Genomic DNA, 24,019 nt, shown 5'->3' on the forward strand with positions numbered 1-24,019 from the left:
TAGATAATTTAATGTTCTTTCTCTTGCCGGAGCAAGGCTTCGACCCGGGCCAGGTCAGCCTCGGTATCGACGCCTGCCGGGAACGCCTCCGGCGCCAGCGCGACCGCGATGCGCTCGCCGGCTTCCAGCACGCGCAGTTGCTCCAGCGACTCGATCCGCTCGAGCACGCCGGTCGGCATCGCGACATAACGACGCAGGAAACCGGCCCGGTAACCGTAGATGCCGATATGCCGCAGGAAGACGACACCCACCGGCAAGCGAGCGCGCTCGACGGCAAAGGCATCGCGGGCCCAAGGCATCGGCGCGCGGCTGAAATACAGCGCATCGCCATTCGTGGCCCGTACCAGCTTCACGCAATTCGGCGAAAACAGCTCATCGACGTCGAGCACCGGTGTCGCCAGGGTCGCCATCGGCGCCGTGCTCGTTGCCAGGGTCTCGGCGACGGCGCGGATGCCGCTGACCGGCGCCAGCGGCTCATCCCCTTGCAGATTCACGACGATGTGCTGGTCCGGCCAGCGCAATTGCTGCGCGACTTCAGCCAGGCGGTCGGTCCCGGACGGGTGCTCGGCGCGGGTCATGCACACGATGGCACCGCTGCCCTGCACGGCTGCCGCGATGCGCGCATCGTCGGTCGCCACCACCACCTCGGCCGCCCCGGCGGCGAGCGCCCGGTCCACCACATGCGCGATCATCGGCCGCCCGTTCAACAATCGCAGCGGCTTGCCCGGCAGGCGACTGGCGCCAAAGCGGGCGGGAATGGCGACGGAGAACGCGATGGTCATGCAGGCGCCTTGAATGCGTGAAGTCGGCGATGGATCAGATCAGCGAATTCGGGCGGCAGTTCGACGTCGATCGGTACCCCCAGATGCGGCCGTCGGCGTGCGGCGCACATTTGCCGGCGTCCTTCTCGGTGATGAACACCGGCCGATCATCGTCGAACCGGAGTTCGCTGCCGTCGAAGGGGTGGTGGTCAGGATATGGATGCGCATCGACCGACAGACCGTGGCTGCGCAACAAGTCGAAGAATCGGCGCGGATTGCCGATGCCGGCGACGGCGTGCACGTGCTGCCCGGCAAACGCGGACAGCGGCTTGGCGTGGGCGAGGTCGCGCAGTGACAGCACGCGTTCGGCGCGCACTTGCATCGCATAGGCACCCTCGCGCTGACCGCCATTCATGACCACGGCATCGACCCGCTGCAACCGCTCGACCGGTTCGCGCAGTGGCCCGGCCGGCAACAGCCGGCCATTGCCGAAGCCGCGCTGACCGTCGATCAGTGCGATCTCGAAATCGCGGGCCAGCGACCAGTGCTGCAGGCCGTCGTCGCTGATCAGCACATCGACGCCGTCGCGCTCGATCAACAGGCGCGCCGCGACGGCACGGCGTCGACCGATCGCGACCGGGCAGCCGGTGGCATGCGCCAACCAGACGGGTTCGTCGCCGAATTCGGCGGGTTCGGCACCCGGCGGCAGTCGCTGCGCATTGCTGGCCGCGGCGCCGTAACCACGGGTGATGATCCCGGGCTGCCAGCCGCGCTGACGCAATTCATTGGCCAGCCAAGCCACCAGCGGCGTCTTGCCGGTGCCGCCAGCCGTGAGATTGCCGACGATGATGACCGGAACGGCCAGGCGAGTGGATCGACGCACTCCGAGCGAATAGGCCCAGCGCCGCAGCCCGAAGACAGTGCGATACAGCCGCTCGCCGAATTCAGCCCACCAAGGCACCGCCACGCCCTCGTACCAGATGCCATTCAGGCGCGCCTCGACGCGCGCACGCAGGCTCATCCCGCGTCCTCGCTGTCGCGGAATTGCAGGCGATGCAGACGCGCGTAGGCGCCGTCGCGGGCGATCAGTTCGGTGTGCGTACCGGCCTCCTGCACGCGTCCGCCATCCAGCACGATCACCTGGTCGGCATGCTCGATGGTCGACAGGCGGTGCGCGATGACGATGGCGGTGCGTTCGGCGAGGATGCGGTCGAGCGCTTCCTGGATCAGGCGCTCGCTTTCCGAATCCAGCGCCGAGGTGGCTTCGTCGAGGATCAGGATCGGCGCGTTCTTCAGGATCGCGCGGGCGATCGCGATGCGCTGGCGCTGGCCGCCGGACAGCAGCACGCCGCGGTCACCGATGCGGGTGTCGAAGCCGTCCGGCAGCGTGTCGATGAATTCGAGCGCGTTCGCGGCACGAGCGGCGGCGATGATGTCGTCGCGGCTGGCGCCGGCGAGTGCACCGAACGCGATGTTCGCGGCAATGCTGTCGTCGAACAGCACGACATTCTGGCTGACCACGGCGATCTGGCGGCGCAATTCATCCAGCCGGTAATCGGCCAATGCGACGCCATCGAGCAGGATCCGTCCGGACTGTGCTTCGTAGAATCGCGGCAGCAATTTCGCCAGGGTGCTCTTGCCGCTGCCGGACCGGCCGACGATGGCCGTGGTGGTGCCGGGCGCGACGCGAAAACTGACGCCGTCCAGCGCACGCCCCTTGCCGCCGGCATATTCGAACGTGACCTGATCGAACACCAGCTCGCCGCGCGCGCGCGCGATGCGGTGCGTCCCGCGATCGACTTCGGCCTCGGCGTCAAGCACGGCGAACACTGACTCGGCGGCCGCAATGCCGCGCTGGATCATGCTTTGCACGTTGGTGATCTTCTTCAACGACGGCAGCATCGCCATCATCGCGCTGATCAGGGCCATGAAGCTGCCGGCGGTCATGCCGTCGCGCACGGCCTCGCGACTCGCGACAAAGACGATCGCGGCCAATGCGCAGGCCGCGAGCAACTGCACCAGCGACGAACTCATGGCCTGGGTCGCAATGACCTTCAGGTTCAGGCGGTAATTGCGCTGCGCCAGTTCGGCGATGCGGGCGCGCTCGACCGGTTGCGCGCCATAGATCTTGATCGCCTCCTGCCCCGCCAAGGCCTGTTCGGCACGATGCGAGAACTGGGCGAAGGCGTCCTGGAGTGTCGTGTTGATGCGCCGGTAGCGCTTGCCGACGGTGGCGACGATCAGCGCGATCAGGGGCACCATGAAGAACATCGTCACTGTCAGCTTGACGCTGTTGTGCAGCATCACGCCGAGCAGGAACAGGATCGTCAGGGCATCGGTCAGCACGATCTTCACCGCTTCGGCGGCGGCGTAGGCGAGCTGCTCGGTGTTGTAGGTCAGACGCGAAATCTGCGCGGCCGGCGCCTCGCGGTCGAACCAGCTGGACGGCATCCGCAGCGACTTCTCGATCAGGTGATCGCGCATGTCGCGGACCACGCCGCGGCCGATACGGGCCATCGCGACATCGGCGGTGAAAGTCGCAAGGCCGCGGACGAGGAAGATCGCGACGATCACGCCCGGCAGCCAGCGCACCACCTTCAGATCGTGGTTCACGAAGGTGCCGTCGATCAACGGCTGCATCAGCCAGGTGAATGCCCCCGCCGCAGCCGCTTCGAACAGCATGCCGATCAACGCGATCAGCGCGATCGGCCAGTACGCCTTCGAGAAACCGAGCAGCCGGCGATACAGCGCCGCGGTGCTCAGACGCGCAGGCGGGATGGCGGGGTCCATGGCTTACTTGGCTTCGGCTTTCGCGGGCACGGTCGCGATCGACAGGCGCGCGAAACCGAGTTGCCCGAGCGCATCCATCGCGGTGACCACGGCCTGATGCGGCGTGCGGCCATCGGCCCGGAGCGTGACCGGGCGTTCACGGTCTTCACCGGCCTCCTGAACGATCGCGTCCTTCAGCGTCGCCAGGCTCGGATTGATCACCTCGTTGGCCCCGATGAAGAAGCGCCCCTCGCGGTCGACCAGGATCTCCAGGGCCTTTTGCGCGGCGGTGGTTTCCTTGCTGCCGGCTTCGGGCAGCGCGACCTTCATCAGCGAACGATGCTCGAAGGTCGCGGTCATCACGAAGAACATCAGCAGCGTCAGCATCACGTCGATCAGCGAGATCACGTTGATCTCGAACTCGTCGTTGGCCGATGCGGAACGCGCGATCCTCACTTCGCGGCTCTCCGTGCCGCTGCGACCTGCACCGGCACCTCGGCCTCGATCACGTCGATCAGCGCCACCACTTCCTTTTCCAGCGCGATGCCGAGCCCGGCGACTTTCGCGCGCAAATGGCGATGGAAGACATAGGCCGGAATCGCGACGCAGAGACCGGCTGCGGTGCAGACCAGGGCCTCGCCGATGCCGCCGGCCATCTGGTTGGCATCGCCGATCCCCGAATTCAGGATCGAGAGAAACATGCGGATCAGGCCGATCACCGTGCCGAGCAGGCCGAGCAGCGGCGAGATCAGCGCAATCGTGCCGAGCGTATTCAGGAATTTCTCCATGTCGTGCATGACATGGCGACCGGCGTCCTCAACGCGTTCCTTGATCGCCTCGCGACCGAGATGGCGTGCGCGCAGCGCTGCGGCGAAAACGCTGCCGAGCGGCGAGGTATCCGCCAGGGCCTTCAGATGTTCGTCATCGAGGCGACGATGCTGGGCCCAGTTGCGCACTTCACCCGGCAGGTTCGGCGGCAGGATTTCCTTGCGACGCAGCGACCAGAACCGTTCCAGCACGATGGCCAGGGTCAATACCGCCGCGATTCCGATCGGAATCATCGCCTTGCCACCCGCAACCAGAAGCTCCCACACGCGCCCTACTCCCGAAGTCCAAAAAACCGGTGGATTCTAACAGCGTGCAGCGTGATTACCGCGATCCCGGCAAGGATTGATCGCTGCCCCGCTCCCGCCAAAACACATCGCTGTCGTCGCGGGCCGCACGGATGAGGTGGCCATCGCGATCGAAGCGGACCGTGACGGCGCCGTCGATCGCGGTGTCGGCGACACGCGTCCCTGCGGCCGTCCAGCGTGCACTGACGTCGGGCGCAGGATGTCCGAAACGATTGCGCCAGCCGCGCGAAAACACGACCGTCTCGGCCGATGTTGCGGCGACGAATTCGGGCGACGACGAGTGCTTGCTGCCATGGTGGGCAGCGATCACGACATCGACATCGATGGCCAGCGGCTGATCGCGCGCCAGACGCTGCTCGATCACCGCGCCGATATCGCCCGGCAGCAATGCGCTGCCGCTATCGGAGGCGACCCGCAGCACGCAGGAATTGTCGTTGTCGAGATCAGGAAAATACGGCGGCGGATGCAAGACCTCGAAGCGCACGCCGTCCCAGGTCCAGTGCTGGCCGGCTTCGCAACGCGGTGCCGGGTCGGCCTCGTTGCCGATGCTTTCGAGCGCATCGGGAAATGCCTGCTTCACCGACTCGCGGCCGCCGGCATGGTCGTCGTCGAGGTGGCTGATCATCAGCCGATCCAGTTCGCGTACCGCAAGCGCGTGCAGGCTGGGAACGACCACGGCGTCACCGAGGTCGAAGTCCGCCGACACTCGCGCACCGGCGTCGTAGAGCAATGCGTGTTCACGCGTCCGCACCAGGGTCGACAAGCCCTGGCCGACATCGAAGACGACCAGCTCGAATTCGCCGTCGGCCAGTTCATCGCGCTGCGGCCACAGCAAGGGCAGCATCAGCAGCACCCCGGCCCAGCGCAAGGGCACACCGCGCGGCAACAAGGCCCAGGCCGCGCCGATCACGGCCAGCACCATCGCCCACCATCCGAACTGGGCGAACTGCCATTGCGCCCACGGCGATGTGGCGGCCGCACCGAGACCCAACCACAGCGGTTCCAGCAAGGCCGCAGCCACGGCATAGAGGCCGCTCCAGCCGCTGATCGCGTCGAGCAGCATCGCCAGCAGGAGCAGGGGCACGATCACGAAGGTGATCCACGGCACGGCGACCAGATTCGCCGCGAAGCCGATGACGCTGGTCTGCGCGAACCACCATGCCCCGATCGGCAACAAGCCGACGCTCATCGCGACCTGGGCACGCCAGAGCCCGCCGAACGAGGCCTCGGACCCGCTCATCGCCCAGATCAGGAAAGCGACACCGACGAAGCTCAACCAGAATCCGGCGCCGAGCAGACTCAACGGATCGATCGCGACGATCACGAAGGCCGCGATCAGAACCGCATCGACGCTGCGGATCCGGCGTCGCAACAGAGTGGCGGACAGCGCTACCGCGATCATCAGCAAGGTTCGCACGACCGGCACGCCGAAGCCGGCCAACAGTGCATAGGCGGTCGCGGTGATCAGCGCACCCACCGCCATCGCCTGGGGTCGCGGCCAACGCAGGCCTAGCCGCGGAAACAGCCGATACAGCAACGCGAACCACCAGGCCCCGAACGCGGCGACGAGACCGACATGCAGGCCCGAGATCGCGACCAGATGACCGGTTCCGGTAGCACGCAGCACGTCCCAGTCGTCGTCGCGCAATCCCCGCACGTCGCCGATCGCCAGCGCACGCAACAGTGACGCGATGGTCGGATCCGCGACTCGGGCATCGATCCGTTCGGCGATGCGCCCGCGCAGTCGATCGAGCCCGCCCACGCGCGACGAGACCACCTCGCCGGTCCGCACGTAGCCCACCGCCGCAATGCGTTCGGTCAGCGCGTGCCGCTCGGAGTCGAAGCCGCCGGGATTGACCAGACCGCGCGGGTGCCGTGGTCGCACGGTGGCCTCGATGAGGTCGCCAGGATTCAGATCCGGTGCGGGCGCATACCAGTTCAGGCGCAGGTTCGCCCCGACGTGCAGGACGTCGGAGCGGACGACCCGGGCCTCGAAGCGAATCTGGCGCTCGCGTTGTTCCGGCAGCCCGATCACTTCGATTTGCATTGGCACGTCGCGACCATCGTGGGCGGCAGGCAGCCGCTGCTGCAAGGCCGCGTCCGCATTGATCCACAACCATGCGCCACCGAACAGGGCCGCCGCGACCGGCACGAGCCATCGCACGCGAAGCACCAGCGCAAGGCAGGCCACGCCGCCGAGCGCGAGCGCCCATGCCATCGAAGGCAACGCCGGCACGACACAGGCCACGACCGCACCGATCAGGAAGCCGGGCGCGATTCGCGACAGGTTCAACATCGATCGCTCAGCGCGAGACCAGCTGGCCGCCGCGCAGTTCGAGCACGCGGTCCATGCGTGACGCCAGTTCTTGCGAATGCGTGACGATGACAATGGCGGTGCCGAGGTCGCGCTTCAGTTCCAGCAACATGCCGCAGATCGCATCGGCGTTGCCGGCATCGAGATTGCCGGTCGGCTCGTCGGCCAGCACGCATTTCGGCGTCGTCACCAGGGCACGTGCGATCGCGGCACGCTGGCGTTCGCCGCCCGACAATTCGCCCGGCTTGTGCTCGACGCGCGCGCCCAGACCGACCCGGTCGAGAATCTGTTGCGCCGCCGCGCGCGCCGCCGCCACCGCGACACCGCGGATCAGCAGCGGCATCGCGACATTCTCGAGTGCGGTGAATTCCGGCAAGAGGTGATGGAACTGGTAGACGAATCCCAGCGCTTCATTGCGCAGGCGACCGCGTGCCGAGTCGTTGAGAGCATTCATGCGCTGGCCGGCAACGGTGATCTCGCCGCGATCCGGCACATCCAGGCCGCCGAGCAGGTGCAGCAAGGTGCTCTTGCCCGCACCGGAAGCACCCATGATGGCGATGGCTTCGCCGGCACGCACGGCGAAATCGATATCGGCGAACACCGGCGTTTCGACGCGGGTTTCGCGATATGTCTTGGCGACGCCGCGGGCGGCGAGCACGATGTCGTTGGACGCGTTCATTCGTAGCGCAGGGCCTCGACCGGATGCGTGCGCGCGGCCCGCCAGGCGGGATACAGGGTGGCGATCAGGCAAAGCACGAAGGCCAGGCCGACGATGCTGCCGACATCGTCCCAGCGCAGGTCGGACGGCAGGTCGCTGATGTAATAGATATCCGCCGGCATCAACTCGAAACCGAAGATCGATTCGAGGAAACGCATCACCCGGGTGACATTGTCGGCCAGCAGCACGCCACCGATCGTGCCGAGCGCGATGCCGACCAGTCCGATGATCGTGCCCTGCACCACGAACACGCCCATCACCGAACGCGGACTCAGCCCCAGCGTGCGCAGGATCGCGATGTCGCTTTGCTTGTCGGTCACCAGCATGACCAGGGACGAGACCAGGTTGAAGGCCGCCACCGCGACGATCAACGACAGAATGATGAACATCACGGTCTTCTCGGTCTGCACGGCGCGGAAAAAATTCGCGTGCTCGCGGGTCCAGTCGCGTACCCGGTAAAAGCCGCCGAGCTGGTCGGCGAGATCGGCCGCGACCGCCTTCGCCTTGAACATGTCGTCGAGCTTGAGCCGCACCCCGGTGACCTTGTCGCCCATCCGGAACAACTTGGCGGCGTCAGCCATATGGATCACCGCCATGCCGCGATCGTATTCCTGCATGCCGGCCTCGAAAATGCCGACGACCTTGAAACGACGCATCTGCGGCAACACGCCCGCCGGCGTCGCCCGCACTTGCGGTGCATAGACGAGCACGTCGCCGCCGAGTTCGGCACCCGCCCAGAGCGCCAGTTCACGTCCGAGCACGATGCCGTATTCGCCCGGCTTCAACGCGTCCCAGGACCCTTCGACGACACGATCGGCAATCTCGCTGACCTCGCGCTCCCGGGTCGGATCGACACCGCGCAGGATCGCGCCACTGACACGTCCGCCCTGCAGCATCGCCTCGCGTTCGATGTAGGGCGCCGCACCGATCACATGCGGCACGGTTTTCGCCTTGGCCAGCGCGGCTTCCCATTCGTCCAGCCCGTCGCCGACACCGGCCACGGTCGCATGCGACACCATGCCGAGAATGCGCGCCCGCAATTCGCCTTCGAACCCGTTCATCACCGAAATCACCGTGATCAACGCCGTCACCCCAAGTGCAATGCCCAGCATCGACACCATCGAGATGAAGGAAATGAAGTGATTCCGGCGTTTGGCGCGCGTGTAGCGCAGGCCGATGAACAGCTCTAGGGGTCGGAACATGCAGGGACTTCGTGGCAGGCCGGCAGTGTAGCGGTGCGGTGTGAACGCTCAATAGCCGCGCGCTGTTCAGTGCGACACGCCGGTTCGAGCCAGCCACACCCGCAATTGCCGGCGCGTCTCGGGTGAGATCGAATCCGGCCAGAGCGCGACGTCGATGCGCTGGCCGGATTCGCTTCGGAAATGCAGCGCGATCACGAAACCGAGGTCATGGCTGCTGTTCAGGGCTACGCGATGCTCGGTCGCACCGAGGCGAACCAGCCAATGGCCGTCGGCCAGGCGCGTGCAGCGTGGTGTCGGGGCCGTGGTCAGCGTGCGCAAAGTCATCGCCGTCGCGATCGCCATCCCTGTGGCGAGTCCGATTTTTGGGCCATACGGCATGCCGCTGGACGCGACCGCTCCCACTGCAAGCACGCCGATCACGAACGCAAGGGTCCGCGCGTGACGCGACGGTCGCGGCTCAAACGAGAGGCTTGGCGCGGATTTCATCGACCAGCGCCTTCAGATCGGTCCGTTCGCAGTCGTAGTAGCCGAGGATCCAGCGCTGCAGTTCGCGATCTTCGCAGGCGAGCACGGCCTCGAATCGGTCCAATGCGGCTTCGTCGGCGGTGCCGGCATGCTCGTCCAGCCAGCGTTCGAGCAGACGATCAAGTTCACGCGTGCCGCGCCGGCAATGCCAGCGCATGCGTTTGAGACGAATCGGATCGACCACGATGGCCAGGTCAGAGCGTGCGGCGCGCGACCATCAGCTTCTTGATCTCCGCGATCGCCTTGGCCGGGTTCAGTCCCTTCGGGCAAGTTTTCGCGCAGTTCATGATGGTATGGCAGCGATACAGCCGGAACGGGTCTTCGAGATTGTCGAGACGGTCACCGGTGTCTTCGTCCCGCGAGTCGATGATCCAGCGGTAGGCCTGCAGCAGCACCGCCGGGCCAAGATAGCGGTCGCCGTTCCACCAGTAACTCGGACACGAGGTCGAGCAGCAGGCGCAGAGGATGCATTCGTACAGGCCGTCGAGTCGGGCGCGGTCGTCCTTCGACTGCAGGCGCTCCTTGTCCGGCGGCGGCGCGCTCTGGGTGCGAATCCAGGGGCGGATAGACGCATACTGGGCATAGAAGTGGGTCAGGTCCGGCACCAGATCCTTGATCACCGGCATGTGCGGCAGCGGATAGATCTTGACCTCGCCGGAGCCGCATTCGTCGATCGACTTCGTGCAGGCGAGCGTGTTGGTGCCGTCGATGTTCATCGCGCAGGAACCGCAGATGCCTTCGCGACAGGAACGACGGAAGGTCAGCGTCGGGTCGATCTCGTTCTTGATCTTGATCAGCGCGTCGAGCACCATCGGGCCACAGTTGCCCACGTCGACATCGTAGGTATCGGTGCGCGGGTTGGCCCCGTCATCCGGACTCCAGCGATAGACCTTGAACTTGCGCACCTGCTTGGCACCCGCCTTCGCGGCATGGTGCTTGCCAGCCGTGACCTTGGAATTCTTGGGAAGCGTAAATTCGGCCATGACGGACCTCAATGCTGATCAGGGTGCTGGCCGGCGAGATTGCGCGCCCAGCCACCGGTGAAGACGAAACGGGGGAAAGTGACGAACTGCTCGGTGAAGATGCGGCCGATCACGTCGAGCGGACCATCGAACGGAATCGGCGCCTCGGCTTCACGCCTGTGGACGATTCCCTGCAGGAGAAACGCAACCGCCGAGACGCCGAGCATCACGGCGGCCTGCACGAACAGCCCGAGCGAGAGCAGACGCAGCGACGACAGCACGCCGGCGATGAAGGCCGGCACCGTGAGGAAATGCACGACGAGACTCAAACGATCGCGGTGGTTGCGCTCGTAGGTCGCCCATTGCCATGCGATGAGTCCGCCGGGACGAGACATCGCGACCTCAGTACTTGCGTTCTTTCGGCGGGATCGGATCGACGCCGCCGAGCGTGTTCATGTGCACCGGTCGATAGTCGAACGAGCAATCACCGCGTTCGCTGACGTTGACGAGCGTGTGCTTCATCCAGTTCACGTCGTCGCGGGTCGCGAAATCTTCGCGGGCATGCGCACCTCGACTTTCGGTGCGGTGTTCGGCCGAGTAGATCGTCGCGACCGCCTGGCCCAGCAAATTCTGCAGTTCCAGCGTCTCGACCAGATCCGAGTTCCAGACCATCGAACGATCCGAAACCTTGACGTCAGCGAACGAGGCGAACACCTCACTCATCCTGGTGCAGCCGTTCTTCAGCGATTCACCGGTGCGAAACACCGCGGCATCGCGCTGCATGGTGCGCTGCATGGCCATGCGGATATCGGCGGTGCTGGTGCCGCCGTTCGCATGGCGCAGGCGATCAAAGTTCGACAACGATGCGTCGAGCGAGTCGCCCGGCAATTCCTTGTGGGTGGCTCCGGCGGTCACGACGTCGCCGCAGCGATTCGCGACGGCACGGCCGAACACGACCAGGTCGAGCAGCGAATTCGAACCGAGGCGGTTCGCGCCATGCACCGACACGCAAGCGGCTTCGCCGATCGCGAACAGGCCAGGCACGACTGCGTCCGGGTTGCCGCCCTGCTTGGTCACGACTTCGCCGTGATAGTTGGTCGGGATGCCGCCCATGTTGTAGTGCACGGTCGGGATGACCGGGATCGGTTCCTTGGTCACGTCGACACCGGCAAAGATGCGCGCCGATTCGGCGATGCCGGGCAGCTTCTCGTGGATGGTCGCGGCGCCGAGATGTTCGAGGTGCAGGTGGATGTGGTCACTCTCGGCACCGACGCCGCGACCCTCGCGGATTTCCATGGTCATGCAGCGACTGACCATGTCGCGTGGCGCCAGGTCTTTCACGCTGGGCGCGTAACGCTCCATGAAGCGCTCACCCTTCGAATTGGTCAGGTACCCGCCTTCGCCACGCACGCCTTCGGTGATCAGGCAGCCGGCGCCGTAGATGCCGGTCGGATGGAACTGCACGAACTCCATGTCCTGCAGCGGCAAGCCGGCGCGCAGCACCATGCCGCCGCCGTCGCCGGTGCAGGTGTGCGCCGACGTCGCCGAGAAATAGGCGCGGCCATAGCCGCCGGTCGCGAGAATCACGGCATGGGCACGGAACACGTGCAACGTGCCCTCGGCCAGATCCCAGGCGATCACGCCACGGCAGACGCCGTTGTCCATGATCAGATCCAGCGCGAAATACTCGATGTAGAAGCGCGCATCGTGCTTCAGCGACTGCTGGTAGAGCGTGTGCAGGATGGCATGGCCGGTGCGGTCGGCTGCGGCACAGGTGCGCTGCGCCGGCGGGCCTTCGCCGAATTTCGTGGTCATGCCGCCGAACGGACGCTGATAAATCTTGCCGGCTTCGGTGCGCGAGAACGGCACGCCGTAGTGTTCGAGTTCGATGACGGCCGGAATCGCTTCGCGGCACATGTATTCGATCGCGTCCTGGTCACCGAGCCAGTCGGAGCCCTTCACGGTGTCGTACAAGTGCCAGCGCCAGTCGTCCGCGCCCATGTTCGCGAGCGCCGCCGACATGCCGCCCTGCGCGGCCACGGTATGCGAGCGCGTCGGGAATACCTTGGTGATGCAGGCCGTGCTCAGACCTTTGGCGGCGAGCCCCATCGTCGCGCGCAAGCCGGCGCCGCCGGCCCCGACGACAACGGCGTCGTACTTGTGATGAACGATCTTGTAGGCGTCCTTCGCCATGTCAGCCTCCAACGGCGATGCGCACGACCGCGAGGGAGGTCGCGAGTGCGGCAAGGAATGCGATCAACCGGACCATGGTCAGCAACGTGACTTCGACCCAGCGGGTATGGATGTAGTCCTCGATCACCACTTGAACCCCGAGCAGCGCGTGATAAAGCGCCGCCAGAACAAGCGCGAGCAAGAGGAATGCGTTCAGGGGCTGTGCCAGCCAGACCCGTGCGTCGGCGTAATCGGCAGCCAGCAGCGGCAACGCACAGAGCATGAACCAGATCGACAGCGGCGCCAGCAACACGGCGGTGCCCCGTTGCATCCACCAATGCGAGGTGCCGTCTTTCGCGGAACCCAGGCCGCGCGCTTGACCCAGTGGAGTACGCAGGCTCATCGCCCACCCCCGAGCAAGGACAGCACGCCCGCCGTGGCGATTACCGCGAATGCGACCACGGCATAGCCACTGGCGTAGGCCGACTTGAGGTCGAACCCCTTGCCTGCGTCCCAGAACAGATGGCGGATGCCATTGCCGAGGTGGTAACAGAGCGCGAACACCGACGTGGCGGCAACGACCTTGCCAACGACGCCATGCGTGAAGGCGGAATACAGCGCGTGGTCGTCCGGGCCGCTGGCCAGCGCCAGCGTCCACCCTATCAGTACGATGACGCCGAGGCACAGGAACAAGCCGGTGAGGCGGTGCAGGATCGACAGCACGCTGGTCAATTGCGGTCGGTAATATGGCCCGATCATGTAGGGCGACAACGGCCGTTGCACGCGCATCGGTAACTCCTGTTCGGAATGAAGGTGGCCTAGAAGTCGATGCAGCGCCCGTCCTTTTCCCAATCGCCGTAACGCGTCGGTTCGGGGCCTTTGCGGCCACCGATTTCAACCGGCGAAATCGGCTGCGGCGGCGCGTTGGGCGCGGCCGGGTCGACGGGAATGGGTTTGGAGAGGGTCTGTTCGTTCATGGCGAAGCCTCAGGAGTTTATTGCCCCGGGGGCGTCAGGGACAAGGTTCGCGAGAGCTTCGTCCACTACGCGTCCACGCGATGTGCAGGCACAATGACGAGATGGAACGCAAAGATTTGTTCGATGTCGTGCAGGTCCGGGGCATTGACGCCCTGCCCTTTTTGCACAGTCAATGTGCTGCCGACCTGATGCCGCTGGCGGATGGCCAGCTGCGCTGGAGCGCGCTGCTGAGCCCGCAGGGGCGCGTCCAGTTCGTGGTCGCGGTGATTCGTGAAAGCAGCGACGCCTGGTGGCTGCTCGTGCCCTTCGAACGTGGCAACGCGCTGGTCGCAACCCTGCGACGCTTCGTGTTTCGACGCAAGGTCGCGATCGAGATCAATGTCGACAAGGCCGTTTTGGCGACCGAAACCGGCCTGGACACAGGCATCGATGGCATCCGACTGTCACTGGTCGATCGCGGATCGGCACCAGCGGCCCTCACTCGGGACGCCCTCGATCGATTCATCAGCGCCGGGTTATCCCTGATCGATGAGGCCGCGGCTGACCGCCACCTGGCCCACTCGCTGCGGCTGGAACGGTTTGACGCGTACAGCGTGAAGAAGGGCTGCTATCCGGGGCAGGAAATCGTCGCCCGCACGCATTTCCTCGGCCGCAACAAGCGGGTATTGGTTCGACTGGCGGCTGATCCGGTGGTCGTTTGGCACAGTGGCGACAAGGTGTACGTCGACGGCACGGAGATCGGCGAAATCGCCTGCGCGGGTCGGGTCGGGGCACTGGCGGTGTTGACGCAGCCTGTCGAGCCTGGCCACAGCCTCCAGCTCGGCACGGATAGGCTGGTCGTCATGGTCGCGGACGTGATCGCGGGCGCAAGCTAGAAAGAGATACAAAGCGTTGCTTTAGTGCGTTGGCAGTATTGGGAATTGGTGCTATAGCAGCAGCAACAGGAGGGAGGCTCCATGAATCGAGTGTTGCGCAAGGGCATGCAGGTGGCGCTGGCGGCGCTGTTCGGGATCTCGGCAACTCAAGGCGCCAGCGCTGCGGAATACAAGCTGCTGGTCGAGCCGAGTTACAACGTGCAGCGTGCGGTCGAGGTCTATCAGCCGCTGGCCGCATATCTGAGCAAGGCCACGGGCCACAAGATCACGCTGGTCACGTCCCGCAACTACCACTTCTTCTGGCGCGACGTCCGCCAGAATGCGCCGATCGACTTCATGTTCGCCGAAGCGCACTTCACCGACTTCCGCGCCAAGCGGTTCCAGTTCGAGCCGATTGCGCGCACCGTCGAGAACACCAGCTACACCCTGCTCGGCAGTGACCAGTTGACCAACACCACGCTGAACGGGCTGATCGGCAAGGGCATCGTGACCATGCCTTCGCCGAGCATGGGTTTCGCGATGCTGCTGCAGCTGTTTCCGGATCCGGTGCGCCAGCCTAATCTGATGTCGACCGCGCAGAGTTGGCGTGATGGCGTCGAGATCGTGTTTGCCGGTGAGGCCGATGCCGCGATCGTTCCGACCTGGCTCAAGGACCAGTACCCGAACCTGATTCCGATCGCGACCTCGACCGAGTTCCCCGGTGCGGCGATCTCGGCCGCGCCCACCGTGCCGCCGGAAGCCAAGCAGGCCGTGAAAGACGCCTTGCTCAAGCTGCACGAAGACCAGGGCGCCTATGAAGTCCTGTCGGAACTGGGCGTGACGCAATTCATCGAAGCCACCGGCGCTGACTACGACGGCGACGAGAAGGTCCTCGAAGGGTTCTTCGGTTACAAGTGATTGGCGACGAGAAGCCCTCATGGAAGGCGCCGAAGGGCGCCTTCATCGTTTGAGCCGGTCAACTTGCGACGGCCTGCAAACCAAAACGCGAATGGCCGGACTGCTCCAGATAGTCGAGCCACTTCGCAAAGAATGCGTTCATCTGCAATCGATGCCGAAACACCGTGGCCGCCGGCGCGCTGCGTCCGAGCACGTCTTCCAGACGCGCGCCGAAATAGCAGGCAGTCACTTCCGCAAGACGTGCATCGCTGAACAGTCGCACGTGCGCCGACGGGTCAGGCTGCCCGGTCAACTCGTCGACCAATTCATAGCTGATGCGCAACTCGGTGGTGAACGGCGCGCGTTCCAGAATGTCGACGACCACCGGCAATCCTGCCGTGCCGGCCGAGCGATACCGCCCCAGCGCCAGTGCCCGCGGACCGAACATGCGCGTGAGTTGCCAGTAATTGGCGCCATACAAGCCCATCAAATAGCCGAAGCGGCTGGGGCGTTGAAGGACGGGGTGCAATGCGCTCGGAGTCATGCAGTCGATGTTAGCGATTCGCATCGTTCCGACCAGCCTGCACAGATGCGCAGATGCGGCGTATAGTGGTTACCCGCGTCAGAACAGGTGCCGCTCGATACCGAGCGCCGACAGCACCTTGCTCGCGATCTCCTCGATCGAGGTGTGCGTGGTGCTCAGCACCGGCAGCCGCTCCCGGCGGAACATCTTCTCGGCTTCGGTGACTTCGCGCCGACATTGCTCCAGCGTCGCGTAACGACTCCCCGGTTTGCGTGCTTCGCGCACCTGCTGCAGGCGCAGCGGGTCGATCGTGAGCGCGAACAGCTTGTGTCGGTGCATCGTCAGGCGACGCGGCAAGTCACCGGTCTCGAGATCATCCGGTGTCAGCGGGAAATTGGCGGCCCTGATGCCGAAATGCAGCGCCATGAACAAGCAGGTCGGTGTCTTGCCCGAGCGCGACACGCCGACCAGGATGACGTCGGCGTCGTTGTAGTTGAAGTCGATGCCGTCATCATGCGTCAGCGCATAGTTGGTCGCATTGATGCGCGCCTCGTACTGTGCGAAATCGACCAGCCCATGGGCCTTGCCGACCCGTGGCTGGCGCTTGGTGCCGAGCTCCTGCTCCAGCGGCGCGATGAAGGGTGCGAACACATCCATCATCAATGCACCGCTGTCGGAAAGGATGCGCGTGAGGTCGGGGTCGACCACCGTGTTCACGACCACCGGTCGCAGGCCCGACTCGAGTCCCGCCAGACGCACGCGCTCGGCGGCCTCCAGCGCCTTGTCGACCGAATCGACAAAAGGGATGCGCATCGTCTCGAATTCGACACTTTCGAACTGCGTGAGCACCGAATGCCCGATGGTTTCCGCCGTGATGCCGGTGCCATCGGAGATGTAGAAGATCCTGCGCGCCATCGAATTGCCCCATCTGCGAGACGCCGAGGATACGCAATGCAGGGCGGCGTCGTGCATGCAAGCTTGCCGGTCCGGATTCAATGGCCGAAAATCAGCGCTTCGCGGCGCCCCGCCCTTGCTTCCGGAGAATTCCATGACCGACCAGGTGCTCTGGCTCGATCGTTTGCGTCTGTCCGATCTCGCACAAGTGGGCGGCAAGAATGCCTCGCTGGGCGAAATGATCGGCCATCTCACGGCACTCGGTGTCTCCGTCCCCGGCGGTTTCGCGACCACGGCCGATGCGTTCCGTGAATTCATCGAGCAGAGCGGTCTCAAGCAACGCATTTTCGACAAGCTGGCCAGCCTCGACATCGAGGACGTCGACGCGCTCTCCAGGGCCGGCACCGAAATTCGTGGCTGGGTCATCGACACGGCACTCACGCCGCGCCTCGATGCGGCGGTCCGCGCAGCGTATGACCAGCTCTGTGCCGACAACGGCGACACCGTCAGTGTCGCAGTGCGTTCGTCGGCCACGGCCGAAGACTTGCCGGATGCCTCGTTCGCAGGGCAACAGGAGACCTTCCTCAACGTCGTCGGCATCGAGGACGTGCTGCATCGGATCAGGGAAGTCTTCGCGTCCCTCTACAACGACCGTGCGATTGCCTATCGGGTGCATCATGGCTTCAAGCATGAGGACGTGTTTCTCTCGGCCGGCGTGCAGCTGATGGTCCGCTCCGACGTGGGCGCCTCGGGCGTGCTGTTCACGCTCGACACCGAGTCCGGCTTTCGCGACGCCGTGTTCGTGACCGCGAGTTACGGCCTCGGCGAAACCGTCGTCCAGGGCGCCGTCAATCCGGACGAGTTCTACGTCTACAAGCCCACGCTGCGCGCAGGCAAACCGGCCATCCTGCGTCGTCAGCTCGGCTCGAAGCAGATTCGCATGGTCTATTCGAATGCAGCGGGCGAACGCGTGCGGACCGAAGCCACGCCGCAGGAATTGCAGAACCGCTTCTCGATCTCCGATGCCGATGTGCACGAATTGTCGAAGCAGGCGCTGGTGATCGAGCAGCACTACGGCCGTCCGATGGATGTGGAGTGGGCAAAGGACGGCATCACCGGAAAACTCTTCATCGTCCAGGCGCGTCCGGAAACGGTGAAGTCGCGTGGCCGCGCCACTCAGCTCGAGCGCTTCCACCTGAGCGGCAAGGGCCCGGTGCTGTGCGAAGGCCGCTCGATCGGCCACAAGATCGGTGCCGGCAAGGCGCGCGTGATCCGCTCGATCACCGAAATGAACAAGCTGCAGCCGGGCGACGTGCTGGTGGCCGACATGACCGACCCGGACTGGGAACCGATCATGAAACGTGCCTCGGCGATCGTGACCAATCGCGGCGGCCGCACCTGTCATGCCGCGATCATCGCGCGAGAACTGGGCGTGCCGGCCGTGGTCGGCTGCGGCAATGCACTCGACACCATCCCGGACGGCCACGACGTCACCGTGTCCTGCGCCGAGGGCGATACCGGTTTCATCTACGACGGCCAACTCGCCTTCGAACGCATCACCGCCGATCTCGAACAGATGCCGCCGGCACCGTTGAAGATCATGATGAATGTCGCGAATCCCGAGCGCGCCTTCGACTTCGCGCAGTTGCCGAATGCCGGCGTCGGTTTGGCACGTCTCGAAATGATCATCAACAGCCACATCGGCGTGCATCCGAAGGCCTTGTTGAACTACGCGCAGCAGGACGCAGCGACCAGGAAGCTGATCGACGCGCGCATGGCCGGTTATGCCGATCCGGTGCAGTTCTACGTCGACCGCCTCGCCGAGGGCATCGCGACACTGACCGCGGCGTTCGCGCCGAATCCGGTGATCGTGCGCTTGTCCGACTTCAAGTCGAACGAATATGCCAACCTGATCGGCGGCAAGCGCTACGAGCCGCACGAAGAAAATCCGATGATCGGCTATCGCGGCGCGAGTCGCTACGTCTCGGCCGACTTCGCCGACTGCTTCGCGCTGGAATGCCGCGCGGTGAAGAAGGTGCGCGAAGAGATGGGCCTGGACAATGCCTGGGTCATGATTCCGTTCGTGCGCACGGTCGACGAGGCACGGCGTGTGGTCGAGGTACTGGCGAAGAACGGCCTCGAACGCGGCAAGGACGGGCTCAAGCTGATCATGATGTGCGAGCTGCCTTCGAATGCCCTGCTCGCCGACCAGTTCCTCGACCACTTCGACGGCTTCTCGATCGGTTCGAACGACCTGACCCAGCTGACACTCGGGCTGGACCGCGATTCCGCACTGATCGCCGACTTGTTCGACGAGCGCAACGATGCGGTGAAAGCGCTCCTGTCGATGGCGATCCAGGCCTGTCGCGCACGCGGCAAATACATCGGCATCTGCGGTCAGGGTCCAAGCGACCACCCCGACCTCGCCGAATGGCTGATGGACCAGGGCATCGAATCGGTATCGCTGAATCCGGACACGGTGGTCGATACCTGGTTGCGCCTGGCCAAGCATCGCAAGGCCTGACGGATCCATGACGGTCGTGTCGCAGGCGCCGCGCATCAGCATCGTGATGACGGCGCGTGAACGCCATGGCCTGAGTTTGCGTTCGATCGACAGCATCTTCGCGAATACGTCATTGCCGTTTCGCCTGATCTATCTCGACGTGCAGTCACCACCGGCGCTGCGGGCTTCGTTGCGGGCGATGGCCGATGATGGACGGATCGAACTGCACAGCTACGACGAACCGCTGTGGCCGCAAGTGGCACGGCAACGCATCGCGCCAGGCCTGACCGGCGAATACATTGTCTTCATCGACAATGATGTCGTGGTCGAATCCGGATGGCTGGAGGCACTGGTGCGCTGTGCCGACGACACGCAGGCGGGCATGGTCGCCCCCCTGTACTTGTGGAGCGACGGCATCGCCAAGCCCAGGATCCACATGGCCGGCGGTCGGATCGTCGAACATCGCGAGTCCTCCGGCCGGGTATTGGATGAATCCCACCATCTGCTGAATGCCGACCCCGAGACCGAATGGGCCACGATGCGTCGCCGGCCCTGCGACTTTGCCGAATTCCACTGCATGCTGGTCCGGCGCGACCTGCTCGGGGACGGGCAACTGCTGGACCCCGCGATCCGTTGCGTCCACGAACACATCGACGTCGCGCTCGCTGTGCGCGAGCGCGGCGCCACGGTGTGGTTCGAACCGGCGGCGATCGTGACGTACCTGGCCTTCGCGCCCTTCACGCTGGATGACTTGCCGATGCTGCGGGCACGCTGGGACGCCTTCGAAGGCGAAGCCAGCATCGCTGCATTTGCCCGGAAATGGAGCGTCATCGACGACGAACGCTCGTTCGGTGGCGTACGCATGTTCCTCGCCCGGCACGTCGCTCGTATCGATCCGATTCGCCCGGACGTTCGAGACCGTGGCGTCCAGCGTGAACCCATGCAGGCGCATGAACTGGCGCAAACTCGCTCTGCCCTGCTCGACCTCGCCCAGCAGCACGGCTATGCCGACAGCGACCTGCGCACGCTGTCCGATGCCTGTGCGCGCGCGCAATTGCTGATGAATGCCGGCTATCGCCCCTGCGGCAGGCCCTTCCTCAATCATCTGATCGGCACCGCCAGCGTGCTCGTCCGCTACGGCTTTCGGATCGAGGTCGTCGCTGCCGGGGTGCTGCATGCCGCCTATACGCATTGCCCGCCAATCAATGCGGGCCCGCAAGCTGCGATCGCGCAGGTCGAGGCCTTGCTGGGTGGCCGCGACCACAGGGTGGAGCGCCTGGTGCACGATTACACGCTGCGCGACACCTCGCCCGAGTCGTTCGAACTGCCCGATCCTGGCGCGATGACCACCCACGAGGCCGACCTCCTGATGCTGGTCGCTGCCAACGAGGTCGATATGCATCTGAGCGGCGAGATCCGCTACTCGGGGCGCACCGATGCCCTGGCTCCGGCCTTGCTGGATCGGATCACCTCGGTGGCGCAGCGTCTTGGCGCGCCAGGGTTGGCCGATACCCTGCACCGTTCGTGGTCGGATCCGCAACCGGTCGACCTTGCCTGGCAGACAGGCGGACGCATCAGCTATCGCATTGGCGGGGGAACCCCGGCGCCATCGAGCATGATCAGTCCGTTGCCGCGCTTGCTGGCCGAACGCGCACGCGGCGAACGCTCGCCCGGTTGACGGGCCTGCGCTTCGCCGCTACGATTCGAACGCCTGTTTGAAGCGTTCGAGCGAGCCGCGCGAATCGTCTTCCAGGCCCCGCGTTCCCTCTGTCGTCCAGGCGCTGCTCCGTGATCAATCCCCACTTTTCGACCAAAGAACGCATCCTCAGTGCGGCCGAAGATCTGTTCGCCAAGTCCGGATTCGCCGGCGCCTCGCTGCGTCAGGTGACGTCGGCCGCCAACGTCAATCTGGCCGCGGTGAACTACCACTTCGGATCCAAGGAAAACCTGATCAACGAGTTGTTCAAGCGTCGCCTCGACGATCTCACCGGTGCGCGCATGGCTGCGCTCGACAAGGTCAAGAGCGCTCGCCAGCCCACGCTCGAAGCGGTCCTCGAAGCGTTCGTGCAGCCGGCCTTGTCGCTGGCCTCCGATCGTGGCGGTGGATCGTCTTTCGTGCGCCTGCTGGCGCGTGCCTTTGCCGAGCATGACCAGCGCCTGCGCCGGTTCGTGTCCGACAACTATGGCCACGTGCTGAAAGAATTCGCCAAGGTGATCGCGCACCTGCTGCCGCATCTGTCGAAGGACGCGCTGTATTGGCGCCTCGACTTCGTCAGCGGTGCGCTGACCTACGCCATGTCCGACTTCGGCATGATCAAGAAGCCGGCCGGCATCAGCGACGAGCAGCACCGTCGCACCGCTGCCGAACATTTCGTCCGCTTTGCAGCCGCAGGGCTGCGGGCACCGTGATTCCCTCCCCCACCGGAAATCCCCATGACTGACGCAACGCTCCGAATCCGCCGGGCTGCCGTGCTCGGCGCCGGCGTGATGGGCGCGCAGATTGCTGCGCACCTCGCCAATGCCAATGTCGAAGTCCTGCTGTTCGACCTGCCTGCCAAGGAGGGCGATCCGAACGGCATCGTCACCAAGGCGATCGCCAACCTCGGCAAGCTCAGCCCGACGCCGTTGGCGGTGAAATCGAAGGCCGGCGAGATCACCGCCGCGAACTACGACCAGCACCTGCCGCTGCTGGCACATTGCGACCTGGTGATCGAAGCGATCGCCGAACGCATGGACTGGAAGCACGACCTGTATCGCAAGATCGTGCCGCACCTGAAAGATGACGCGGTCATCGCCAGCAATACCTCGGGCCTGCCGATCCACAAGCTCGCCGAAGGACTGCCGGCCGAACGCCACGAGCGCTTCTGCGGCGTGCATTTCTTCAATCCGCCGCGCTACATGCACCTGGTCGAGCTGATCCCGATCCGTGCAACCTCACCGGCCATTCTCGAAGCGCTGGAATCCTTCCTGACGACGACGCTCGGCAAGGGCGTAGTGCGCGCCAAGGACACCCCGAACTTCATCGGCAACCGCATCGGCGTGTTCTCGATGCTGGCGACGATGTACCACACCGAGAAATTCGGTCTCGGCTTCGATGTCGTCGACGCGCTCACCGGGCCGGCCATCGGGCGTCCGAAGTCGGCGACCTATCGCACCGCCGACGTGGTCGGACTCGACACCATGGCGCATGTGATCAAGACCATGGCCGACACCCTGCCCGAAGACCCGTGGCATGCGCATTTCACGGCGCCGTCGTGGTTGAAGGCGCTGATCGAGAAAGGCGCGCTCGGCCAAAAGGCCGGGGCCGGCATCTTCAAGAAGGTCGGCAAAGACATCCAGATGATCGACCTGGCGCAAGCTGCCTATGTCGCGCAGACCGGCAAGGTCGTGCCCGAGGTCGAAGCGATCCTGAAGATCAAGAATCCGGCCGAAAAACTCTCGGCACTGCGCAACTCGGCGGAGCCGCAGGCCCAGTTCCTGTGGGCCTGTTTCCGCGACCTGTTCCACTACACCTCGTTTCATCTGGAGGCGATCGCCGACAACGCCCGCGATGTCGACTTCGCGATCCGCTGGGGTTATGGCTGGACGCAGGGCCCGTTCGAAACCTGGCAGGCTGCAGGCTGGAAGCAGATCGCGGAATGGATCCAGGCCGACATCGATGCCGGCAAGGCCATGTCGAGCGCGGCGCTGCCGAAGTGGGTGGTCGATCCGACCCGCGCCGGCGTGCATGCCTCGCATGGTTCGTATGCGCCGCGCGACAACACTTACCGGTCGCGCAGCAAGGCCCCGGTCTATCAGCGCCAATTGTTCCCGGACCCGCTGCTGGGCGAATTGCCGCATCCGGGCACGACCGTGTTCGACACCGCCGACGCGCGCATGTGGCATCAGGGCGACGATATCGCCATCCTGAGCTTCAAGAGCAAGATGAACACCATCGGCAGCGGCGTGATCGATGCGATCCAGCGTGCCGTGGACGAGGCCGAACGTGGCTTCAAGGGCCTCGTGATCTGGCAGCACGGCGAGCCCTTCAGTGCCGGTGCCGACCTGACCGGTGCCATGGGTGCGCTGCAGGCCGGCAAGCTGGCCGAGTTCGACGCGATGATCGATCGCTTCCAGCAGACCTCGATGCGCGTCAAGCAGTCGCTGGTCCCGGTGGTCTGCGCGGTGCGCGGCATGGCGCTTGGCGGTGGCTGCGAGCTGCAGATGCATTCGGCGCGTACGGTCGCAGCGCTGGAGAGCTACATCGGACTGGTTGAAGCAGGCGTCGGCCTGATTCCCGGTGGTGGCGGACTCAAGGAACTTGCCCTGCGCAGCGCACTGAAAGCCGAGGGCGGCGATGTCTTCCCGTTCTTGCAGCGTGCGTTCCAGGCCGTCGCCATGGCGACGGTGTCGGGTTCGGCACTTGAAGCCAAGGAGTTGGGACTGTTGCGGGCATCGGACGTGATCGTGTTCAACAGCCACGAACTGCTGTATGTCGCCAAGAACGAGGCGCGAGCGTTGGCCGAGTCGGGTTATCGCCCGCCGCTGCCGGCGCGTGCGATCCCGGTCGCCGGGGACACCGGCACTGCGTCGCTGCGCATGATGCTGGTCAACATGCTCGAGGGCCGCTTCATCTCCGAGCACGACGCCGAGATCGGCCGCCGCATCGCCGACACGCTCTGCGGCGGCGAAATCGAACGCGGGTCCGCGGTCGACGAGCAGTGGCTGCTCGACCTCGAGCGCAAGCACTTCGTCGCGCTGGCGCAGATGCCGAAAACGCAGGAACGCATCCTGCACACGCTGAAGACCGGCAAGCCGCTGCGCAACTGATCAGGC

At 65.0% G+C, this 24,019-nt stretch carries 24 protein-coding genes; 6 read left to right on the top strand and 18 right to left on the bottom strand.

Annotated features, from left to right (window positions below; all coding sequences use genetic code 11):
• Positions 1–8: 8 nt before the first annotated feature.
• The 16 genes from kdsB to IPP28_11715 all read right to left on the bottom strand — a co-directional run bounded on the left by kdsB (position 9) and on the right by IPP28_11715 (position 13,533).
• Positions 9–782 carry a 3-deoxy-manno-octulosonate cytidylyltransferase gene (gene kdsB / locus IPP28_11640; protein ID MBL0041665.1) on the bottom strand — a complete coding sequence of 258 codons (774 nt, stop codon included), beginning with the start codon at positions 780–782 and terminating at the stop codon, positions 9–11.
• A gap of 34 nt (positions 783–816) precedes the next feature.
• Positions 817–1,782, bottom strand: coding sequence for a tetraacyldisaccharide 4'-kinase (locus IPP28_11645; GenBank protein MBL0041666.1), 966 nt, complete (start codon positions 1,780–1,782; stop codon positions 817–819).
• A complete protein-coding gene (gene msbA, locus IPP28_11650; protein ID MBL0041667.1) occupies positions 1,779–3,551 on the bottom strand; it encodes a lipid A export permease/ATP-binding protein MsbA in 1,773 nt (590 codons plus the stop codon). Before msbA ends, IPP28_11645 begins: the two co-directional genes overlap by 4 nt.
• Before the next feature lie 3 nt (positions 3,552–3,554).
• A complete protein-coding gene (locus IPP28_11655; GenBank protein MBL0041668.1) occupies positions 3,555–3,980 on the bottom strand; it encodes a biopolymer transporter ExbD in 426 nt (141 codons plus the stop codon).
• A 2-nt stretch (positions 3,981–3,982) separates the two neighbouring features.
• Positions 3,983–4,624, bottom strand: coding sequence for a MotA/TolQ/ExbB proton channel family protein (locus tag IPP28_11660; GenBank protein ID MBL0041669.1), 642 nt, complete (start codon positions 4,622–4,624; stop codon positions 3,983–3,985).
• Positions 4,625–4,679: 55 nt separating this feature from the next.
• On the bottom strand, positions 4,680–6,959 hold the full coding sequence (locus IPP28_11665; protein ID MBL0041670.1) for a DNA internalization-related competence protein ComEC/Rec2: 2,280 nt from the start codon (positions 6,957–6,959) through the stop codon (positions 4,680–4,682).
• Positions 6,960–6,966: 7 nt separating this feature from the next.
• Entirely contained in the window at positions 6,967–7,656 is a 690-nt protein-coding gene (gene lolD, locus IPP28_11670) for a lipoprotein-releasing ABC transporter ATP-binding protein LolD (protein MBL0041671.1), read from the bottom strand.
• Positions 7,653–8,897: a lipoprotein-releasing ABC transporter permease subunit gene (locus tag IPP28_11675; GenBank protein MBL0041672.1), complete on the bottom strand. Its 1,245-nt coding sequence runs from the start codon at positions 8,895–8,897 to the stop codon at positions 7,653–7,655. Before IPP28_11675 ends, lolD begins: the two co-directional genes overlap by 4 nt.
• Before the next feature lie 66 nt (positions 8,898–8,963).
• Positions 8,964–9,221, bottom strand: coding sequence for a hypothetical protein (locus tag IPP28_11680; protein ID MBL0041673.1), 258 nt, complete (start codon positions 9,219–9,221; stop codon positions 8,964–8,966).
• 133 nt (positions 9,222–9,354) lie between these two features.
• Positions 9,355–9,606 (bottom strand): succinate dehydrogenase assembly factor 2, encoded by a 252-nt coding sequence (locus IPP28_11685; protein MBL0041674.1) that lies wholly within the window; start codon positions 9,604–9,606, stop codon positions 9,355–9,357.
• 10 nt (positions 9,607–9,616) lie between these two features.
• Entirely contained in the window at positions 9,617–10,405 is a 789-nt protein-coding gene (locus IPP28_11690; protein ID MBL0041675.1) for a succinate dehydrogenase iron-sulfur subunit, read from the bottom strand.
• A gap of 8 nt (positions 10,406–10,413) precedes the next feature.
• Positions 10,414–10,779, bottom strand: coding sequence for a DUF962 domain-containing protein (locus IPP28_11695; GenBank protein MBL0041676.1), 366 nt, complete (start codon positions 10,777–10,779; stop codon positions 10,414–10,416).
• Between the two features lie 7 nt (positions 10,780–10,786).
• Complete coding sequence (locus IPP28_11700) at positions 10,787–12,577, bottom strand: succinate dehydrogenase flavoprotein subunit (protein MBL0041677.1); 1,791 nt, start codon at positions 12,575–12,577, stop codon at positions 10,787–10,789.
• Position 12,578: 1 nt separating this feature from the next.
• Positions 12,579–12,959, bottom strand: coding sequence for a succinate dehydrogenase, hydrophobic membrane anchor protein (sdhD, locus tag IPP28_11705; protein MBL0041678.1), 381 nt, complete (start codon positions 12,957–12,959; stop codon positions 12,579–12,581).
• Positions 12,956–13,345, bottom strand: a complete 390-nt coding sequence (gene sdhC, locus IPP28_11710) for a succinate dehydrogenase, cytochrome b556 subunit (protein ID MBL0041679.1) — start codon at positions 13,343–13,345, stop codon at positions 12,956–12,958. The genes sdhD and sdhC overlap by 4 nt, the downstream gene beginning before the upstream one ends.
• Before the next feature lie 29 nt (positions 13,346–13,374).
• Positions 13,375–13,533: a DUF1674 domain-containing protein gene (locus tag IPP28_11715; protein MBL0041680.1), complete on the bottom strand. Its 159-nt coding sequence runs from the start codon at positions 13,531–13,533 to the stop codon at positions 13,375–13,377.
• A 101-nt stretch (positions 13,534–13,634) separates the two neighbouring features.
• Between IPP28_11715 and IPP28_11720 the strand changes: the two genes are divergently transcribed.
• Together IPP28_11720 and IPP28_11725 are read left to right on the top strand one after the other, a co-directional pair.
• Complete coding sequence (locus IPP28_11720) at positions 13,635–14,408, top strand: hypothetical protein (GenBank protein ID MBL0041681.1); 774 nt, start codon at positions 13,635–13,637, stop codon at positions 14,406–14,408.
• A gap of 81 nt (positions 14,409–14,489) precedes the next feature.
• On the top strand, positions 14,490–15,305 hold the full coding sequence (locus IPP28_11725; GenBank protein ID MBL0041682.1) for a PhnD/SsuA/transferrin family substrate-binding protein: 816 nt from the start codon (positions 14,490–14,492) through the stop codon (positions 15,303–15,305).
• Positions 15,306–15,363: 58 nt separating this feature from the next.
• On the opposite strand, the gene IPP28_11730 is transcribed toward IPP28_11725, so the two are convergent.
• Both IPP28_11730 and IPP28_11735 read right to left on the bottom strand, forming a co-directional pair.
• Positions 15,364–15,771, bottom strand: coding sequence for a DUF1249 domain-containing protein (locus IPP28_11730; GenBank protein MBL0041683.1), 408 nt, complete (start codon positions 15,769–15,771; stop codon positions 15,364–15,366).
• Positions 15,772–15,906: 135 nt separating this feature from the next.
• Positions 15,907–16,722, bottom strand: coding sequence for a kinase/pyrophosphorylase (locus tag IPP28_11735; GenBank protein ID MBL0041684.1), 816 nt, complete (start codon positions 16,720–16,722; stop codon positions 15,907–15,909).
• A gap of 133 nt (positions 16,723–16,855) precedes the next feature.
• On the opposite strand from IPP28_11735, the gene ppsA reads away from it, so the two are divergent.
• The 4 genes from ppsA (at position 16,856) to IPP28_11755 (ending at position 24,013) form a co-directional block, all read left to right on the top strand.
• Complete coding sequence (gene ppsA / locus IPP28_11740) at positions 16,856–19,225, top strand: phosphoenolpyruvate synthase (GenBank protein MBL0041685.1); 2,370 nt, start codon at positions 16,856–16,858, stop codon at positions 19,223–19,225.
• Between the two features lie 7 nt (positions 19,226–19,232).
• Positions 19,233–20,882, top strand: coding sequence for a glycosyltransferase (locus IPP28_11745; GenBank protein ID MBL0041686.1), 1,650 nt, complete (start codon positions 19,233–19,235; stop codon positions 20,880–20,882).
• Between the two features lie 110 nt (positions 20,883–20,992).
• Entirely contained in the window at positions 20,993–21,613 is a 621-nt protein-coding gene (locus IPP28_11750; protein MBL0041687.1) for a TetR family transcriptional regulator, read from the top strand.
• Between the two features lie 24 nt (positions 21,614–21,637).
• Positions 21,638–24,013: a 3-hydroxyacyl-CoA dehydrogenase/enoyl-CoA hydratase family protein gene (locus tag IPP28_11755; GenBank protein MBL0041688.1), complete on the top strand. Its 2,376-nt coding sequence runs from the start codon at positions 21,638–21,640 to the stop codon at positions 24,011–24,013.
• Positions 24,014–24,019: the final 6 nt, after the last annotated feature.

This window comes from Lysobacterales bacterium (assembly GCA_016721845.1).
Taxonomy (GTDB): Bacteria; Pseudomonadota; Gammaproteobacteria; order Xanthomonadales; family Ahniellaceae; genus JADKHK01.

Excerpts from the sequence above, each read along its gene's own strand:
- kdsB (MBL0041665.1), bottom strand. The coding sequence starts at position 782 with ATGACCATCGCGTTCTCCGTCGCCATTCCCGCCCGCTTTGGCGCCAGT.
- IPP28_11645 (MBL0041666.1), bottom strand. The coding sequence starts at position 1,782 with ATGAGCCTGCGTGCGCGCGTCGAGGCGCGCCTGAATGGCATCTGGTAC.
- msbA (MBL0041667.1), bottom strand. The coding sequence starts at position 3,551 with ATGGACCCCGCCATCCCGCCTGCGCGTCTGAGCACCGCGGCGCTGTAT.
- IPP28_11665 (MBL0041670.1), bottom strand. The coding sequence starts at position 6,959 with ATGTTGAACCTGTCGCGAATCGCGCCCGGCTTCCTGATCGGTGCGGTC.
- lolD (MBL0041671.1), bottom strand. The coding sequence starts at position 7,656 with ATGAACGCGTCCAACGACATCGTGCTCGCCGCCCGCGGCGTCGCCAAG.
- IPP28_11675 (MBL0041672.1), bottom strand. The coding sequence starts at position 8,897 with ATGTTCCGACCCCTAGAGCTGTTCATCGGCCTGCGCTACACGCGCGCC.
- IPP28_11680 (MBL0041673.1), bottom strand. The coding sequence starts at position 9,221 with ATGACTTTGCGCACGCTGACCACGGCCCCGACACCACGCTGCACGCGC.
- IPP28_11690 (MBL0041675.1), bottom strand. The coding sequence starts at position 10,405 with ATGGCCGAATTTACGCTTCCCAAGAATTCCAAGGTCACGGCTGGCAAG.
- IPP28_11695 (MBL0041676.1), bottom strand. The coding sequence starts at position 10,779 with ATGTCTCGTCCCGGCGGACTCATCGCATGGCAATGGGCGACCTACGAG.
- IPP28_11700 (MBL0041677.1), bottom strand. The coding sequence starts at position 12,577 with ATGGCGAAGGACGCCTACAAGATCGTTCATCACAAGTACGACGCCGTT.
- sdhD (MBL0041678.1), bottom strand. The coding sequence starts at position 12,959 with ATGAGCCTGCGTACTCCACTGGGTCAAGCGCGCGGCCTGGGTTCCGCG.
- sdhC (MBL0041679.1), bottom strand. The coding sequence starts at position 13,345 with ATGCGCGTGCAACGGCCGTTGTCGCCCTACATGATCGGGCCATATTAC.
- IPP28_11715 (MBL0041680.1), bottom strand. The coding sequence starts at position 13,533 with ATGAACGAACAGACCCTCTCCAAACCCATTCCCGTCGACCCGGCCGCG.
- IPP28_11720 (MBL0041681.1), top strand. The coding sequence starts at position 13,635 with ATGGAACGCAAAGATTTGTTCGATGTCGTGCAGGTCCGGGGCATTGAC.
- IPP28_11725 (MBL0041682.1), top strand. The coding sequence starts at position 14,490 with ATGAATCGAGTGTTGCGCAAGGGCATGCAGGTGGCGCTGGCGGCGCTG.
- IPP28_11730 (MBL0041683.1), bottom strand. The coding sequence starts at position 15,771 with ATGGGCTTGTATGGCGCCAATTACTGGCAACTCACGCGCATGTTCGGT.
- IPP28_11735 (MBL0041684.1), bottom strand. The coding sequence starts at position 16,722 with ATGGCGCGCAGGATCTTCTACATCTCCGATGGCACCGGCATCACGGCG.
- ppsA (MBL0041685.1), top strand. The coding sequence starts at position 16,856 with ATGACCGACCAGGTGCTCTGGCTCGATCGTTTGCGTCTGTCCGATCTC.
- IPP28_11745 (MBL0041686.1), top strand. The coding sequence starts at position 19,233 with ATGACGGTCGTGTCGCAGGCGCCGCGCATCAGCATCGTGATGACGGCG.
- IPP28_11755 (MBL0041688.1), top strand. The coding sequence starts at position 21,638 with ATGACTGACGCAACGCTCCGAATCCGCCGGGCTGCCGTGCTCGGCGCC.